Below are 16,236 nucleotides of genomic sequence, written 5' to 3' on the forward strand. Positions count from 1 at the left end.
TGCCGACATCCAGTAGTATCTCTTACCTGACGCGAGGCTCGAAAAGGTAATTACTACCGAATCACTATCGCTTATTCCCTTTTTGCGAATTCGCTCGCTGGCTGCGCAAAGGCAGATCAAGTGAGGATCGCTCCGGTAATCGAAATCCCTCCGACAAGCAGTTCGATAGAAAACGCGGCGCCTTGATGAACGCCTGGGAGCCGTCGTCCGATCGTATTGCAGCGGTTTGATAAGCATACCGAATTAAAAGGTGCAACCACTTTCTGGCGCACGTCAGACCCGTGTGACTCGAGCGCTTACCAACTGAATTTGGCCGGGTCTTCCGGCTGCGGATTATTTCTGTGATCAATCGACGACGATTTCTCGGCTGCCTGACGGCAGCTGCAAGCAGCTATGTACTGGTTGCGTGCGGTGGCGGGAGCAACAGCGACGCCACTGCGCCTCGCAGCAACAGCAGTGCGGCCAAGGCAAACGCCAGCGTATCCACCTCACCTAACGGCACGACAACCCCGCCGGCAGCGTCCATTGTCGACGCCTCCGGCATCATGTGGACGACCTCCAACGGGTATATCTACAGGAACGGGACCAAAGACCCCTACTCGTACAACGTCACAATGCTGCTGTGGTACAACGGCAGCGTCTTCCAGCAGAACACGAACGGGGATTACTATGTGTGGCTTGGGACGGGGTGGACAAACTCTGTCGATCCGCGCCTCATTGCGGCCAACGGTACGACTTCTGCCAACGGCACGACATCCCCGCCGGCGTCCGCCATTGTCGACGCCAGCGGCAGTGTGTGGATGACCGCCAACGGGTATATCTACAGGAACGGGACCAAAGACCCCTACTCGTACAATGTCGTGATGCTGCTGTGGTACAACGGCAGCGTCTACCAGCAAAACACGAGCGGAGATTTCTATCAGTGGATTGGGTCGGGATGGACACCGGCTTCCAATCCCTGCCTCGGGGGCACTTCGTCCAACGGCACGACAACCCCGCCTGCGGCATCCATTGTCGACGCCAGCGGCATCGTGTGGATGACCTCCAACGGGTATATCTACAGGAACGGGATCAAAGACCCCTACTCGTACAACGTCGCGTTGCTGCTGTGGTACAACGGCAGCGTCTACCAGCAGAACACGGGCGGGGATTTCTACAAATGGCTTGGGACGGGCTGGACACCCTCTGTCGATCCGCGCGTCGGGGGTAATATTTCGGCCAACGGCACGACAACCCCGCCGGCGACGTCCATTATCGACGCCTCCGGCATCGTGTGGACGACCTCCAACGGGTATATCTACAGGAACGGGACCAAAGACCCCTACTCGTACAACGTCACAATGCTGCTGTGGTACAACGGCAGCGTGTACCAGGAAAACACGAGCGGCAATTTCTATCAGTGGCTTGGGTCGGGATGGACGTCGTGTATCGATCCGCGCCTTGGCGGCACTTCGGCAGACGGCACGACGATTCCGTCCGCCGCCTACATCATCGACAAGTCCAGCAACATCTGGACGCTTTCGAACGGCTACATCTACAAGAACAAGGTCAAGGATCCGTCCTCCTCCAACGTGAGCCTGCTGTTGTGGTATGGCGGCATGATCTACCAGTCGGGGACGGGCGGGCAGTTCTCTGTCCTGACATGGAACGGCAACTGGTTACCGTGTACGGACCCGCGTATCGCCGCGGCGGCGACGCCGGGCGCGTTCTACGGCATCAACGGGCACTACGATTATCCGTTTACGCCCGCGCAGGTCGTCGGCGCGCTGCGTGCGCTAGGATGCACGACGTATCGCGTCGGCGTTTTCAACACGCCGACCCAGATAAACGCGTTGGTAGCCCTGGCAAGCGCTTTCAAGTCCGCCGGACTGACGCTTTTCCCGCTCGTCGAATACGGGCTCCGTGACACAAACAACAACCTGTACACGAGTGAATCGGCGGCCTATCAGGCTTCATTCTCAGGGGCTGCGGCGATTGCCACGGCGCTGGCGCCGTATGGCGTCACGATGTACGAATGTGGCAATGAACTGACCCGCGACGGGGCGATCATCCTGAATTCGGCAACGGCCGGAACAGGCAGGGGCGACTTCAACAACGCGAACTGGCCGATGTTGCGCGGCGCGATGCGCGGCATGATCGATGGCATCAAATCCGTGCAGCCGAACGCCAAGTGCGGCATCAACTTCTGCGTGGCGGATATCGCCGCCTCCGACATGCTATGGGATGGCTTGCAGCCGAATGGAACGAGCGGTTACCCTAAGGTTCGCTGGGACATCACGACGTGGCACAACTACCAGCCTTATGGCGATATCTTCGACGTAGGCTCGGACGGTGCCGGTCCAGGCTTCAACCTGCCGATCTACTGCAAGGCGCGCTATGGAGTGCCGTTCATCATCTCCGAATGGAACGCCGCCCCCGAAGATACCGAAGCGTTCCGCGCGACCTACGTCAGTCAGCAACTCGGCGAATTCTATGCGGCGCGCAAGACGTCTGCGGTTCAGTCGGTGATGTACTACGACTTGACGAGTGGTGACCAGACGTTCGGCATCGTCTCGAACAGTCTGGTACCGATCCAGCCGACTTACGGTGCGTTCCAGAGCTTCGTCGCAGCGAATCCTGACACCTGAGCCGATGCGGACGCCAGAGTCGGTATTCGCGATCGTCACGGCACTAGCATGTCTCGATATGCCGAATGTGCGTAAACGCTAGCGTTTTCACACCTGGCTTCTGCGTTTGAGAAGGTCCGCAATTGCGTCGGCAGCGAACGCTTCGAACGCTGTGAACGCAAATCACGGCTGGGACAACCGGAGCTTTCTTGCCTCTGCGGGTGACACGCATTGGTGGCGGCAATCACGGTTTCGATTCCGCAAATGGCTCAATGAGACGGGATCGCTTCGGATTTGACAATGGGGGCTACACCGGAACCCGCTACTTTCCGGAACGTGCGGAAAAGCTGCGCGTCATCGTTCAACGTTTTTCTAGTTCTAGAGGTTCGATATGGGAAGTCTCAGCATCGGTCATTGGCTAATCGTTCTGGCCATTACTTGCGGCACATATCGCTTTGTCGGTGCCATGTCCTGATCGCGGCATCCGTGTCGAGGACTTGCTGGTGAAGCACCCTGAGGTGGTCCATGAGGCGCTGAATCAGTTGCCGGAACAGTCCGGGTAATTCGTTGGAAGCGTCTTCGATAATCTCTGGCACGCATCCGGCGATATGCGCAATCCCTTGAGGGATGACGATGCCGTACTCGCTGAGCAGGCCGCGGATCTGATTGGCCTGTGCCGTGCGTGCGCTGACGAAGCCTTGGCGTGCCCGATGCAATGCCAGCACCGCCTGCTGTTCGATGTTCTTGATTGGCACAAAGCGCATGTTCGGTCGGGCGACGGCTTCGCAGATCGCCTCGGCGTCAGCAACGTCGTTCTTGTTCGTTTTTGCGTAGGGTTTGACGAATTGCGCCGCCATTAGTCTTACGGTGTGACCCATGCCTTGCAGCTTGCGTGCCCAGTAGTGGGCACCACTGCAAGCCTCCATGCCAACGAGCGCGATTCGCAAAGAACGTCGCCATCTGTTCGCGCTTCATCTGCTTCTTCAGAACTACCTTGCCGTGCCCGTCGACACCGTGAAGCTGGAACACGTTTTTTGCCAGATCGATACCAATGGTTGTAGCCTTCATGATGGGCGCTCCCGTCCGTGAAGTGGTTGATACGCAACTCCACTTTGGCACGCAGATGCCGTTTCGGGTGGGGGCGTCCATCCCATTGCTTCGGAGCGGTGGGTTCAGGGAGCGGACTGACGCAGCGAAACCCCGAGCGCACCTTCACTGTCCTCCAGCCCATGTCGGCTTCAGATCCAATCACTGCCCATGCTGCCTGTTTAAAGCAAAAAACAAGTTAATGTCTTCACGCCGCCTAGGTATTGCCTATACCGTCGAGGAAGAGATCCACCAGGTGGGCAACGCGCGATTTCGTCGCGCCGCCTTGCTCGACGGCGAGAGCGATCGCCGTGACTACGCACACGAGATCGTCGACCGAGACGTCCTTGCGAACCGTCCCTGTCATTTGGGCACGATGGAGCAGCCGGCGCCCCTCTTCACGCCCGGCGCGACAGCCAGCGGTACCTTCCTGCAGTACCGTTCCCAGCAACGCAGCCAACCCGCGATAGTGGGTCGCGTGGTTCACGAGCTCCTTGACGAAGGCGCGTACGGAAGCGTTCGGTTCCAGCTTGTCATCGCGTGCGCGGCTTGCTTCGGCGAGTGACAGGAGGCGCTCATCACTCGTCGCGGCGAGGAGCGCGTCGCGCGTCGGGAAGCGACGATAGAGCGTGCCGATACCAACGTTGGCACGCTTCGCGATATCGTCGAGCGAGGCCTCAGCGCCGCGTTCGAGAAACAGCGCGTCCGCCGCTTCGAGAATGCGTTGCCGGTTGCGGGCTGCGTCGGCACGCAGCGGTGCTTCGTCGGTCGTGGAACGCTTGCTCTTCATCCTTGCCTTGATTTTTCTTGATAAGTGGATGATGCCTCCATATACTAAGTGGAGCAATTCTCCACTTAACCTAGAGATCTTCTATATGGCAAAGCGATTCGAGAGCAAGGTTGTGGCGATCACCGGCGGCAGCGAGGGCATCGGCCTTGCGAGCGCCAGGCTTTTCGCGGACGAAGGAGCCCAGGTCTACATCACGGGCCGCAGGCAAAGTCGACTAGACGAGGCGATACGAGAAATCGGCAACGGTGCCGTCGGCGTTCAGGGGGACGCAAGTAACCTCACCGATCTTGATCGACTCTATGAGCGCATCCGGCGCGACCACGGTAGACTCGACGTCGTTTTCGCAAATGCTGGCGTTGCCGAAGTCGAGCCGCGACCGCTCGGCACCATCGACGAGGCGGGGTTCGACCAACTTTTCGGCCTCAATGTGCGTGGCACGCTCTTCACTGTGCAGAAGGCTTTGCCGCTACTTTCGTCAGGTGGCGTTGTCGTCCTCAATGGCTCGGTGGCTGGCAGCAAAGGCTTTCCTGGCCAGTCGCTTTACAACGCAAGCAAGGCGGCTGTGAGGTCGTTCGCGCGAAGCTGGACGGCAGACCTGAGGGAGCGAGGCATCCGCGTGAACGTGGTCTCGCCGAGCGGCACCGAGACACGCCCAATGCGGAGCTACCTCGATGCGCGGCCGGGAGTCGAAGATATGCTGAAGCAACTCGTGCCGATGGGGCGCTTGGGCCGGCCAGATGAGATAGCGCGCGCCGTGCTCTTCCTGGCGTCGACCGAAAGCAGCTATATCGCAGGCGTCGAGCTCTACGTTGACGGTGGCTCACTCGCCGTTTGAGCCTTATGTCACTGTCGCATGGGCCGTTTTCCGCGGTGATTGAGCGCCGGTATAGCGAATCTTGTCGGGTCGCAGTTGCTTCGGGGTATTTATTTCTTCGAGCGTGCGGCACTGTGCGTCCGTTGGTCTACGTCTTGCGGACGCGCGGATCGTGCAGATGGTAGTCGGGCCGATAGGGTCAGCTCGCCAATGGCCGCTTACCGGCACCCTGGTTCGCAAAACCTGAATTTGGCTGACCGACCGGTTCGGAGAAAGCTATCTGACCGGAGCGGGTCGAAAGTGTGACTTCGCGGATGTAGAAAGCTGCCGCTCCTTTGCTTCATGCCGACAATGTCGCAATCGGCCGCATCGCTGACGTAAAACCGATCCGCTCACACGGCGCCTTTGGCCGAATTGTGTGCGTAGCTCGTCCGTCAGGTTTGGGAGTCGTGCAGGATGGGATGCTGCGCCTCCCATTCACGGCGGGTTTTCGCGAGTTCGTCAGCAAGTAATTGCTCTTCCGGAAGCACGGTTTGATACTCCGCGGCAAGCACTTTGTTAGGCAGGCCGTCAAGCGCATAGCGCGCGATTGCCGCGTTTGTTCTCGCGCAAAGGATCAAGCCGACCGGCGGATTCTCATCGGGTAAAGTCCAATGTTCCTTCGCGTAATTGCAGTACATATATGCATCTGGCCGACGTCAGCATGATTCAGCTCGGTCAGCTTGAGATCGATGATCACCAGACATCGCAGCCGCCGGTGAAAGAAGAGCAGATCCACGCGAAACCAGCTGTCGCCGATCCGTAATCTCCGCTGCCGCCCGACTAATGTGAAGTCGCCACCCAGCTCGAGCAGGAAGTCCTCGAGCCGATGGAGTAGCGCTTCTTCAAGGTCGCTTTCGGAGTACTCGTCCTTGAGGTCCAGGAACTCGAGGACATAAGGATCCTTCATTGCTTCTTCTGGCGTCACGAGGTCGCCGGGTTTTGCGACAGTGCCCTTTTTGAGCATCGCACGCATATCTTTGGACAGCAATGTGCGCGTGTAGAACTAACTGTCCATCTGCCGTTCGAGCTGTCGCACGCTCCAGCCGCCGCGCAATGCTTCGGTTTCGTAGAACGCACGCTCTTCGGGCGAGCGCATCCGTCGCATCAGCCGCACATAGTGCGTCCAGGACAAGGGGAAGCGCTCGGCCAACTGTTGAAGCGAGAAAATCCGAACCGGCGATTCGGATTTTGTCTTGGGCTCCTGTGTCCGGGATTTCCGAATCACTGATTCGGAAATCTCACCCGGCGGATAGCTCTGGTAGAACAGGCGCATCAATTCCAGATTGTCTGCACCGAAACCCCGACCGAACTGCCTCGTCAGATCTGCGGAAAGTCGCTGCAGGAGCGCCTGCCCGTAAGCGGCGCGCCCCTGCCCACCCTGCTCAGATTCAACGATCCGGCGCCCGACAGCCAATATGTCGCCGTCATCAGCGCATTGATGCTCCGCGCCGCTGTCCGGCGACCCTCCTCCAATAGCTTGACCACGTCAGCGAGTGTGTCGCTTTAGGCGCCTTCAGGCAGTATCAGGTCATTCATTGTTTCTGCTTTCACTGGTCTCATCGAAAGGAGGATACCCGACTGGAACTCCCGGGACAGCCCCTCGCTCGCCTTCGCAAGACTAATCCATTTCGACATGCTGCGTCAGATTCATCCATCGTCTGCCTCCAACCCGCGGCTTGCACCATAGAGCCGTGCGCTCAGTCGGCATCGACCGGTAATCAAGTGCATCCTGGCGCGACGACAGTCCGGATTGATCACCCTTTTGGCAGCTGGTTTTCGGGCGAAGCCTCGGCATGGTGGTGGATGACTTTGACCGTTAGTTGCACTTCAGCCGGAGACATTGAGGGACTGCGGCTGCAGCGAGACCTCGCAACGCCCCAACACTTCGCCCGCAGTTGTGCATTGCCGTTTGACAGGCGGCCTCTCCTTCCCCGTCAGTCTTACGGTGAGCTTCCACGCAACTTGTCGTGCATTCACCTCACGAAGGTGGCGGCATCACCTTCTTCCGCAAACGATTAAGGTGAGCTGGAAAGGTCCAATTCAATGACAAGCAAACGTTTGGTGGATCTTTTCTTGTCAGCACACTCCTACAGCCACAAATATTTCGTATGTAGAACATTCACGGCGATTGCATAAATTATCTTAAGATGGATTCCAACGGCGGGTCTCACTCGTGGAGACCCCAAGTGAACAAATACGAAGTTTTGCCCACACGGCAGTTATTGGACTCTAGCGGGGTGGTTGGGATGGCCGAGGCGGATCTTCATTCTTGGCGCGAGCAAGCGATGTGGCGGGTGTTTCCGAAGAACCCCGAGAAGGAACAAGCGATATTGCGCATGGTTTTTGGAACCGTGGTTCTGCTCGCGTACCTGGCTTTCACCTTGATTTGTCATTCGACAGTCGCCTACTCAACGATGGTGACGGTCGCGATTTACGTGGTGTTCGGTATCATGACGTACGTCGCCACGAAGGTCGGACCAGCGCGCTCACACCTCCGGTTAACTCTCACCACGGTTGTCGACCAGGCAACGGTGACGACAGCTCTGGCAATTGGCGGCAGGGCCGCGCTTCCGCTGCTCTGGGTGGTTTTTTGGTTACTGGTGGGTGCCGGCTGCCGTTACGGCCGACGAATGCTGGCGCTGTCATGTGCGGTGGCGCTCGCTGGATTCGTAAGCCTGATGTATTGGCAACCGTGGTGGCGGACAAACATCGAGGCCGGACTGGGTTTGACGTTTAGCGTTGCAGCAATATCCCTCTACCTGGCGGTGCTGGTGTATCGACTCGAAAAGCGGGCTGCGACTGACCCCCTGACGGGGCTAAGCAATCGCCTCCGACTTGAGCAGGTGATTGGGCGAACGCTGACCGGTCGAGGTACCGAAGTCGGTCAGACTGCCTTGTTCCTGATAGACCTGGACGGTTTCAAAGAAGTGAACGACGCACACGGACATGCGGTAGGTGACGAATTGCTGCGGAGTTTTGCCATGGCCCTGGTAAGCCGGATGCGCCGCGGTGACACGCTCGCACGATTGGGCGGAGATGAATTCGTAGTCCTTGCACACCACGTATGCGACCAGGAAGGCGCGCTCAGAATCGCCGATAGTATTCACGTCATCCTGAGCAACGTGCGAACCGCTGGCGGACATCGGACTGCCGTTTCGGCCAGCATTGGAGTGTGCATGCTGCTGACGGAAGGCACCGGAGGCAGCTCTCTCGACACCCAAACATTGATGCGTGCCGCGGATAGCGCAATGTACCGGGCGAAAACGCGGGGTAAGGGGCAGACAGAGTTTGCCGATGCAACCGACATGCAGCCGCTATGCTGAACGACCGCTTCGGGCAATTCCCAAGGGCCGATGATGGTCCGAAAATGTGAGTTCGGTGAAGCTAACGCGGGTCTCCGTCAACCTGAATCCCACTGGAAAGTGTATCTGCCGGTGATGGAGCTGTCGTTCGAGATGATGGTGTCCGCCATCATCGCGGCCGAGAAGCGCCGCCATGTTTGTGCTACACCAATTTCGTACGTCCGGGCGTTGTTTAGCCGCGCACTGGTTGGCGTCTACGTCATCTATAAGGTGGTGACTTTTCGTGCATCGGAACAACCGCTCCAGGGAGGGCATCGAACGGAGGCGGTGGTTGCCATGTTCCTTTCCCGAACGGGCCTGCCAACCAATCTTGCGACCATTACCCTCCAACTGGCGATTGGTCTGGCGCTTCTTGTCGGCGGGGCTAAAGGACTTATTCGCGGTGTTGAAGGCAGTCGCACCGCTGATCATGATGGTTTCTGCTCGGCAGGTTTCAGGTTCATCATCTAGGTTTCCGTTAGAGCGGCCGATGCGTTCGGCTCTCGACGCGACGTACCGATGCACACGTAAAGGCACAAATGATTCGCGCACGCCGGCCGCGGCGTGCGCCCGCGCCGCTCTTTCGTCTGATCCGACTTCCCCGGCCAAGCGAGGGTGGCCGCGCGTACTGGTCCGCGTCGAACCCGCACTACGTTGACGCGGCCTATCCATCTGCCCTACCGCGCCGCCGAGCAGGAGTTTCGTCCTCGGGTTGCGAGATAATCTGCGCCGTTTCCTGCATGCTGTGTGTCGCGGGCCCCTGGTCTCCCGTGAGAATCGAGGACCCGAATCCAACGGTCGCATCTTCGAGCACACCTGTCATCACGAGGAAGCCCCGATTCACGCGTTGCTCGGCGTCATTCACGACATCCGCAAACGAGTCCAGCAGGATTTCGGTCGCATGGCGCCAGTAGGCAGCCGCTTTCGCCGATCCGGCAAGGACATAGCTCGCCTGCAGCCGCCACGCGCCCAGCGGCGACCTTTCTTCAAGCGCCTTCGATGCGACCGCAAATTGTTCGTCAATTGAAGTCTTTACTGCCATGCGGTTCAGTTCGAACAACCTTTCCGCCACATCGACAAAAAGATTAACTGCCGCGCGACCCTCGGCACTGCCCACCGCAGCCCGTTCGGTCTCGCCTCCATTACCCGGAAGTACCAGAAGCGTTTCGCTCGCCATAACTGTCTCCTCGAATGGGATGATCTGCAGGTACCAGTCGCAAAGGACCGGCGCGAAAATGATGCAGCCTAGCCCGCCGCAAAGACCATTCCCGCCGACCGGTGCTCGAGCTGTTTCGCACGAAAATATGCTGGCGTGCGTCGAGCAGAAACGGAGGGTTAGCCGGCATCAGTCATATCCGCGAACACAATATTGGCGTCGCATGACAAGCCGCGGCCAATGATAGATTCGGGCTCTTCATCATTCGGGCGCCGCGTGGGGGTAGTTCTCGCTAGATGGACAGGCTAACGCATCGGATGCTCGAAATTTACCCTCGTCTATAATTCACGAGCCAGAACATCAATGATCGCACGGAGCCCTATTTTATGAGTCAACCCCGCGGACGACATGCGGGACCTCGGGACAGCGGCCAACGCCAACCTCGTCACATGAAAAAGTCACCGCCCAACAGGCAGGGACAACCGTACGTGAAGGCACCGCCTCGAGACTCCACTCAGACTGCGTCGATTTTCAAAACACGATCATTTCAGTTTCTCGTCGATGCCGTGGGCGCAGAGAATATCGCGCTCGGACTCGACTCGAACATGACGCGAGTGGCCGAACTGATGAAGGGCGAAAGATTCACGCCCGAGACCGCTTTTCATATGGAAACCACGCTTGGGCTTCCGCACGGTTTCTTTGATCAGCCCCATCCTGCGCTCGCGCCCGAAACCATCGCCCGTCTCAAGTCACCGCTCGACTTTGTCAAATCAGACGACGAGCCCGAGGTTGAGTCTGAAACGCCAGTACCGACTTCCGCCCCGATCGGCGGCCAACAACCCATGCTGGAAGATAACCTGTCCGAGGAAACGGAAATGCCAAAGAGAGCAACGGGCGGGTCGCCGGTGACCGTCAAACAGAGTCGAAGCCAGATGGCCAGACCGACTGGCACCCATGCACCAGGAAAAGATTCATCTCCGAAGTCCAGAGCCTCTTCTGAAGCGACCCGGCAGCACCCGCTGGCGTTAGACGACAGCGCTACGGTCGAAAACATTCGACGGCAGAACCTCCACGTCCTCACGGGTCGCAACGGATCCAAAGCACGACTTGGTGTAGTCCTATCCATAACCAAGTCAAACATGGCACATCGGCTATATGGCAAGAAGCGCATGGACGATGTCGAGGCGAACCGTTTCACGGAGCGACTTGGTTTGCCGACTGGCTGGTTGGACTCGCCGCGCTCGGAAGCGGAGATTCCCGAGTCGGTGTCACGGCTGCTCACTCCTGCTTCGCGCGGACGTGCGTCCGCGGATCAACATGAGCCGATTGCGGCCACCGCGAACGACGATGCGTCAGGAAGACCCGCAAATTCGAAGGTGCACACGCGGCGCGCGCGGACGGGCGTCCCGGTTGAGCCAGAAAGCGCCTCGCCTGCTTCAGCGGAAGTCGGAGAAGCGACAGAGGCAATCGTCGTCAGCCAGCAAGATCACATAAGCGGTGCCTCCGCCGAGGCCGCCGGTCGCTCCTCTGAAGGCAGTGATGGCAAGCTGCCGGTGATCACACCGCCCACCGCTGAATTGCTTCCAGCCGCTGCAATCCCGCAGCAAAACCCCGTGTCGCTCCCCGCTTCCGTCACCAGCCTGGACAACCTTGTCGGTATCGCGCCAATCGCGGAAGCGTTGATCAAGACGCTGGCAGGTAAGGCACGCACGGGCCGATTGGACGAATTGAAGGCTCTGGAACTTCTGCAGCAGGCAGTCCTGCTGTGAGTCGGCGGTAGCGTACGACGATCCGCTGTCCGATGAGGCGTGCAGCGCATTGAGCCGTCCGGGCCCGGTGCGCTCCACAACGGCCTATGCGGTCGACGATCGGGAGCGCCTGCCGTCCCTGAAACAGCCCAACCCGCTTATGCACGAGTCTACGCGTTAATGGTCGAGAAATGGCCGAAGCCTGGCGGCGCGACTCGGGTGCATCAGTTTTCGCATTGCCTTGCTTTCGATCTGCCGGATGCGTTCGCGCGTCAGGTCGAACTGTTTGCCCAGCTCCTCGAGCGTATAGTCAGTCGATGTATCGATCCCGAAACGCATCCGCAACACCTTCGCTTCACGCGGCGACAATGCATCGAGCGCCTCATCGATTGCGACGCGCAGGTTCGCCTGCACGGCCGCATCTGCGGGCGATGCCGCCATCGGGTCTTCGATCATATCGCCAAGTGTCGCGTCGGCATCCTCACCCACTGGCGTCTCGAGCGATACGGGTTGCCTCGCGACCTTCAACATGCCGCGAACCTTCTCTTCCGGCAGTTCCATGCGCTGCGCCAACGCGGCAGGATGAGCCTCGCGTCCGGTCTGCTGCAGGATCTCGCGGGAAATCCGGTTCAGCTTGTTGATCGACTCGATCATGTGCACCGGCACCCGGATCGTGCGGGCCTGATCCGCAAGCGAACGCGTCACTGCCTGCCGCACCCACCATGTTGCGTAGGTTGAAAACTTCCAGCCGCGTCGATATTCGAATTTGTCGACGGCTTTCATCAGGCCGATATTTCCTTCCTGGATGAGATCCAGAAAGTGCATGCCCCGGTTCACGTATTTTTTCGCAATGGAGATCACGAGCCGCAGGTTGGCCTCGATCATCTCGCGCTTTGCTTGCCGCATCTTTGACTCAGCCGCCATCATCTGCCGGTTGATTTTCTTCAGCTGCTGCAACGACAGTCCGACCTTCGCTTCGATATCGAGAAGCTTCTGCTGTTCGGCCTGAATTGCCGGCAGACTACGTTCGAGCGCGTCGCCGTACGCGCGCGACGCCGCCGCCGTGTTTTCAGTCCACGTGAGATCAGTTTCTAGTCCAGGAAACGACGCGACGAATTTCTCGCGCGGCATGCCGCACCGGTCAACGGCAATTTGCAGGATATGCCGCTCGACCGCACGCACCTGTGCGACCTGCTGTTGCACGTCGGTACATAGCCGGTCGATGGTTCGCGCCGTAAAGCGAATGGGCGCCAGCTCGCGCTGGATAGCTTCGCACAGGTGAGCGTGGGTCACGCGCCCCTTACCCTGCGCAGCACAGGAACCGGAAATCTGCTCGAACAGTTCGCGCACTCGTGCAAATATAGCGAGGCTATCGCTCGTGAGCTGTTTCAGGCGCGCTTCGTTCGCCCTCGCTGTGTCCCGGTCTTCGACCTCGCTGTCCTCCTCGCCGTCGTCGCTCCCGGCGTCGTCATCGTCAGCGATGGTCTGCTCGATGTCCGGCGTTTCAGCCTGGTCCGACGAGGACAGTTCGACCGATTCGGTTTCCTCATTGATGCCATCAACCAGTTCGTCGATGCGCAGCTCACCGGCTTCAACCTGCTTCGCGCATAGAAGGATCGCGGAGATGGTCGCCGGGCAGGCCGCAATCGCCTGGACCATTTCGTGGAGGCCGTCTTCAATGCGCTTCGCAATCTCAACCTCGCCCGCGCGAGTCAACAATCCGGTCGCGCCCATTTCACGCATGTACATCCGGACGGGATCGGTCGTGCGCCCGAATTCCGAATCAACGGTAGAAAGCGCGACCTCGGCCTCCTCGTCGGCCTGGTCATCCGACATGGCTGCCGGCGCCGCGTCGTTCAAAAGCAGCGCCTCCGCTGAAGGTGCCTGCTCGTAGACTGCTACGCCCATGTCATTGAAGGTGCTGACAATGGTTTCAATGGCAGCGGTCTGCGCGAAGTTGTCCGGCAGATGATCGTTGATTTCGGCATGGGTCAGGTAGCCGCGCTCCTTGCCGAGCTGGATGAGTGCTCGCATCTGGCGCTGCTGCTCATCGTCCCGCGACACTGTTTCCACCGGCAGCAGGGTTGCGGCGGCCTTGCCCCTCGATGCGCGCCGGGCCGACGCGGTCGGCGCGGATGTAGCTATGTCCGGACGTGAGTTGCTCCGATCAACGTTTGCCATACATTCTCCAGGAGGGGTTTGCCCAACGATCGCGAGTCCACGGGCCGCCGACGCCAGAGCGGGAAAGCCATGCACATTCCAAGGCTACAGGCGGGCACAACGGGGGATCGCAACGGGCAATGAACGCGGTTCGCAGACACGCGCGGGCGCTTGGGAAGCGCAAGACTGGGCGCAATGACAAGCTGACACTGTAACACAAATTGCTGCAATGCACCAATTCACCGAGAGGAACGAAACACCATGTGACGAGAAAATTGCCAGCGGTATCCTCGCCGAGGCGACGCCGGTGACGCTGCGGGTCGGTATTCCCACGAAGCGCGAAAGGACAGTGACTCATGAGCACGAAGGCGACGACTGGCAGTGAGATCTTGGAGCCACGATGGGACGATAATGCTAATTGCATTGGCAGCGGTAACTTGCGCCTGCGCACGCGGTGGGCATAGACGCAAATCCACTCTGCGAACCCGGATTGCATCGTCCCCTCGAAGGAATTGGCCGCTTGGCGATTCTGTACGCTTACCTTCGTTGTCCGCTTTTAACGTACAGCCTCCAATAAACGTACGCGCTAGCACCTTCCTTTGGAGGAAACTTTCTCTCAGCTTCAAGTTGCAGGGCCCGTGGGCAGCGTACTGGTCCACTCGACAATCGTTGGCTGCGGCGATAAAGCGCCTACCCGGACGCTAGGTTTATGCGGCGCGCAGCCGGGCGTGTGACCAGGTCGTCCCGACTCGCGTAACAGGCGGGAAGCATGGTCTGGACGATTCTTACGTCCTGCATTGTCGTTGGCGAGTGCTGGTATCGAGGCATCGAACCGGCAACACGAGAGGAAGCGCAGGCCTTGGCATTAACGGCGGAGTCCGCTTTCGCGTATCTCTACTGCACCTGTCCAAGTTGGGAGCCTGTCTTCAGCGACAGGAATGGGCCGTGAGCATTTCCGGCGCGAGCGCTACTTCTTTTCACGCATTGGCGTCGACCCACTCCCGAGCCCATGAAATGCCGGCGGCCGTCGCCTCTGCTTCCGTATGAAAAAGCTCAAGCACGCCGCTGGTGCCAACGAGTCGCCCCGTACGCAGCACAGTCCCACTGGCAGCAAAAACCCCACCCTCATGGATAGAGTGCCCGTAGATTGCGTAACCCTTGTAAATCTCTGCTTCCATCGCGTTCGTCAGGGGTTGCGCTTCATGGCGCCTCCTGGTGTCGGCGGCGATTCCGACGAAAGTCGACCAGGGCGCGAACGTTCAACGTTGAGAAGAATCGTCAGGCGCTCGAGTGCTACCAGATTCGAGCGGGTCGCGTCGCGCCAAGCCCGCTGAACTGCTCCTCAGCGCCGTCCATCTCAACCACGAGCCGGCGCATCCTGACAACCTCAGCTATCCGGCGCCGAACGGTCACGTCGTACTCGGACCCGGACGCATGCTGTCGCCATAGACGACGCAGTTCTGCCAGCGTCAGCGAAGGCATCTGCGGCAAACGTGGACGAGTCACGGCGATGCCTATAATACTGTATGCCCATACAGTATCGCGTGACTTTGACGTGCTCGTCAACTCGTTGTCGACACACTTCATGTAAAGCACGATGACCGGATCCTTAAGCTTCTGACTCGGGGCTGAATTTCCGTAGTGTGCCACTCCAATGGGTACGTAAGGATGTGCATGTCGGCCACCACGCGCATTCTCTCCAATAGTCCCCGGCTGGCCACGACGGGGACTCGGGTGCTCCCCTCCTCCTTGTGAGCAAACAGAGGCCCGGATAGTTGGGGCTATCCGCCCCTTCGTTTCTGGACACATTGTCGCGGCGGCTGGATTGCCGCTCACACAACTAATTTTGTTACTACTTTTCAACCAATTTTGTTACTACTGCCCGGCGCTTCCCGTGGATAAACAGATTCCGTCCGATTGCGAGCGCCGTCATCTAGTCCAACCCGTGGTGGCGCCGCGTCCGGTCCGCAACTGACTGCGCGTGACGGTACCGGCCGGCCGCACTGGCCAGTTTCCCGGCTTCGCTCCAGAAGCCGCGACGGGCGTTGACGCGGTCGATGAACAGTTAATAACCAGCTGCAACAGTCTCAGACACCGGCGTGGGCTTGATCACCGGGCACCGTGGCCGGGTAGGGGAGCGTGACCCACCGACGTGCGGGAAGATCGTCGCGCAGCGCCGCAGCCTCGCTAACGCGACCGCGGGCGTCACGGCGAACCGATGGCTACGGGGTAATCTAGATTGGCGGATAGAGTCGGTTCCGGGGTGGGCGCGGCCTAGCGATCGATGCCCGCTGATCGCGTCCCACCCGGTCATTGCGCTGTGGGGTGTAGGAAGCCTCGACGGGCGTGATCCCGTAAGACGCTTGTCGTTAAGCGTTGTTCGACGCCTGCCCATGTCTGCTGCCGCGTGAGTAAGCGACGGCGTATGCGGGCAGGCGTTGGACAACGCTCGAGGGAGGAAACCGCGGGGTGTACCGAGGCGGTTATGGGGAT

The 16,236-nt window shown here is 59.2% G+C and carries 8 protein-coding genes and 3 pseudogenes; 6 read left to right on the forward strand and 5 right to left on the reverse strand.

Annotated features, from left to right (window positions below; genetic code table 11):
- Nucleotides 1-341 precede the first annotated feature (341 nt).
- Nucleotides 342-2,627 (forward strand): hypothetical protein, encoded by a 2,286-nt coding sequence (locus VSR82_RS33480; protein ID WP_429455910.1) that lies wholly within the window; start codon nt 342-344, stop codon nt 2,625-2,627.
- A 416-nt stretch (nt 2,628-3,043) separates the two neighbouring features.
- Here VSR82_RS33480 and VSR82_RS33485 read toward each other — a convergent pair.
- Nucleotides 3,044-3,674: pseudogene (locus VSR82_RS33485) on the reverse strand (IS110 family RNA-guided transposase); the annotation flags it as partial.
- 235 nt (nt 3,675-3,909) lie between these two features.
- Complete coding sequence (locus tag VSR82_RS33490; protein WP_429455911.1) at nt 3,910-4,482, reverse strand: TetR/AcrR family transcriptional regulator; 573 nt, start codon at nt 4,480-4,482, stop codon at nt 3,910-3,912.
- Nucleotides 4,483-4,567: 85 nt separating this feature from the next.
- Between VSR82_RS33490 and VSR82_RS33495 the strand changes: the two genes are divergently transcribed.
- Nucleotides 4,568-5,317, forward strand: coding sequence for an SDR family NAD(P)-dependent oxidoreductase (locus VSR82_RS33495; protein WP_429457716.1), 750 nt, complete (start codon nt 4,568-4,570; stop codon nt 5,315-5,317).
- Between the two features lie 413 nt (nt 5,318-5,730).
- On the opposite strand, the pseudogene VSR82_RS33500 reads toward VSR82_RS33495, so the two are convergent.
- Nucleotides 5,731-6,823: pseudogene (locus VSR82_RS33500) on the reverse strand (PDDEXK nuclease domain-containing protein).
- A gap of 701 nt (nt 6,824-7,524) precedes the next feature.
- Here VSR82_RS33500 and VSR82_RS33505 point away from each other — a divergent pair.
- Both VSR82_RS33505 and VSR82_RS33510 read left to right on the forward strand, forming a co-directional pair.
- Nucleotides 7,525-8,661, forward strand: coding sequence for a diguanylate cyclase domain-containing protein (locus VSR82_RS33505; protein WP_429455912.1), 1,137 nt, complete (start codon nt 7,525-7,527; stop codon nt 8,659-8,661).
- Nucleotides 8,662-8,859: 198 nt separating this feature from the next.
- Nucleotides 8,860-9,093: pseudogene (locus VSR82_RS33510) on the forward strand (sodium:calcium antiporter); the annotation flags it as partial.
- 250 nt (nt 9,094-9,343) lie between these two features.
- On the opposite strand, the gene phaP reads toward VSR82_RS33510, so the two are convergent.
- On the reverse strand, nt 9,344-9,856 hold the full coding sequence (phaP, locus tag VSR82_RS33515; protein WP_498858446.1) for a TIGR01841 family phasin: 513 nt from the start codon (nt 9,854-9,856) through the stop codon (nt 9,344-9,346).
- Between the two features lie 365 nt (nt 9,857-10,221).
- On the opposite strand from phaP, the gene VSR82_RS33520 reads away from it, so the two are divergent.
- Nucleotides 10,222-11,604: a hypothetical protein gene (locus VSR82_RS33520; RefSeq protein WP_498858447.1), complete on the forward strand. Its 1,383-nt coding sequence runs from the start codon at nt 10,222-10,224 to the stop codon at nt 11,602-11,604.
- 156 nt (nt 11,605-11,760) lie between these two features.
- Here VSR82_RS33520 and rpoD read toward each other — a convergent pair whose 3' ends face one another.
- A complete protein-coding gene (gene rpoD, locus VSR82_RS33525; RefSeq protein WP_498858448.1) occupies nt 11,761-13,764 on the reverse strand; it encodes an RNA polymerase sigma factor RpoD in 2,004 nt (667 codons plus the stop codon).
- A 208-nt stretch (nt 13,765-13,972) separates the two neighbouring features.
- Between rpoD and VSR82_RS33530 the strand changes: the two genes are divergently transcribed.
- Nucleotides 13,973-14,128: a hypothetical protein gene (locus VSR82_RS33530; protein WP_429455914.1), complete on the forward strand. Its 156-nt coding sequence runs from the start codon at nt 13,973-13,975 to the stop codon at nt 14,126-14,128.
- Nucleotides 14,129-16,236: the final 2,108 nt, after the last annotated feature.

Origin of the sequence: Burkholderia sp. JPY481, assembly GCF_038900515.1 — a bacterium.
GTDB classification, from domain to species: Bacteria; Pseudomonadota; Gammaproteobacteria; order Burkholderiales; family Burkholderiaceae; genus Paraburkholderia; species Paraburkholderia youngii.

Coding starts and splice junctions, on each gene's coding strand:
- VSR82_RS33520 (WP_498858447.1), top strand. CDS start 10,222: ATGAGTCAACCCCGCGGACGACATGCGGGACCTCGGGACAGCGGCCAA.
- VSR82_RS33530 (WP_429455914.1), top strand. CDS start 13,973: ATGCACCAATTCACCGAGAGGAACGAAACACCATGTGACGAGAAAATT.
- phaP (WP_498858446.1), bottom strand. CDS start 9,856: ATGGCGAGCGAAACGCTTCTGGTACTTCCGGGTAATGGAGGCGAGACC.
- rpoD (WP_498858448.1), bottom strand. CDS start 13,764: ATGGCAAACGTTGATCGGAGCAACTCACGTCCGGACATAGCTACATCC.
- VSR82_RS33490 (WP_429455911.1), bottom strand. CDS start 4,482: ATGAAGAGCAAGCGTTCCACGACCGACGAAGCACCGCTGCGTGCCGAC.
- VSR82_RS33495 (WP_429457716.1), top strand. CDS start 4,568: ATGGCAAAGCGATTCGAGAGCAAGGTTGTGGCGATCACCGGCGGCAGC.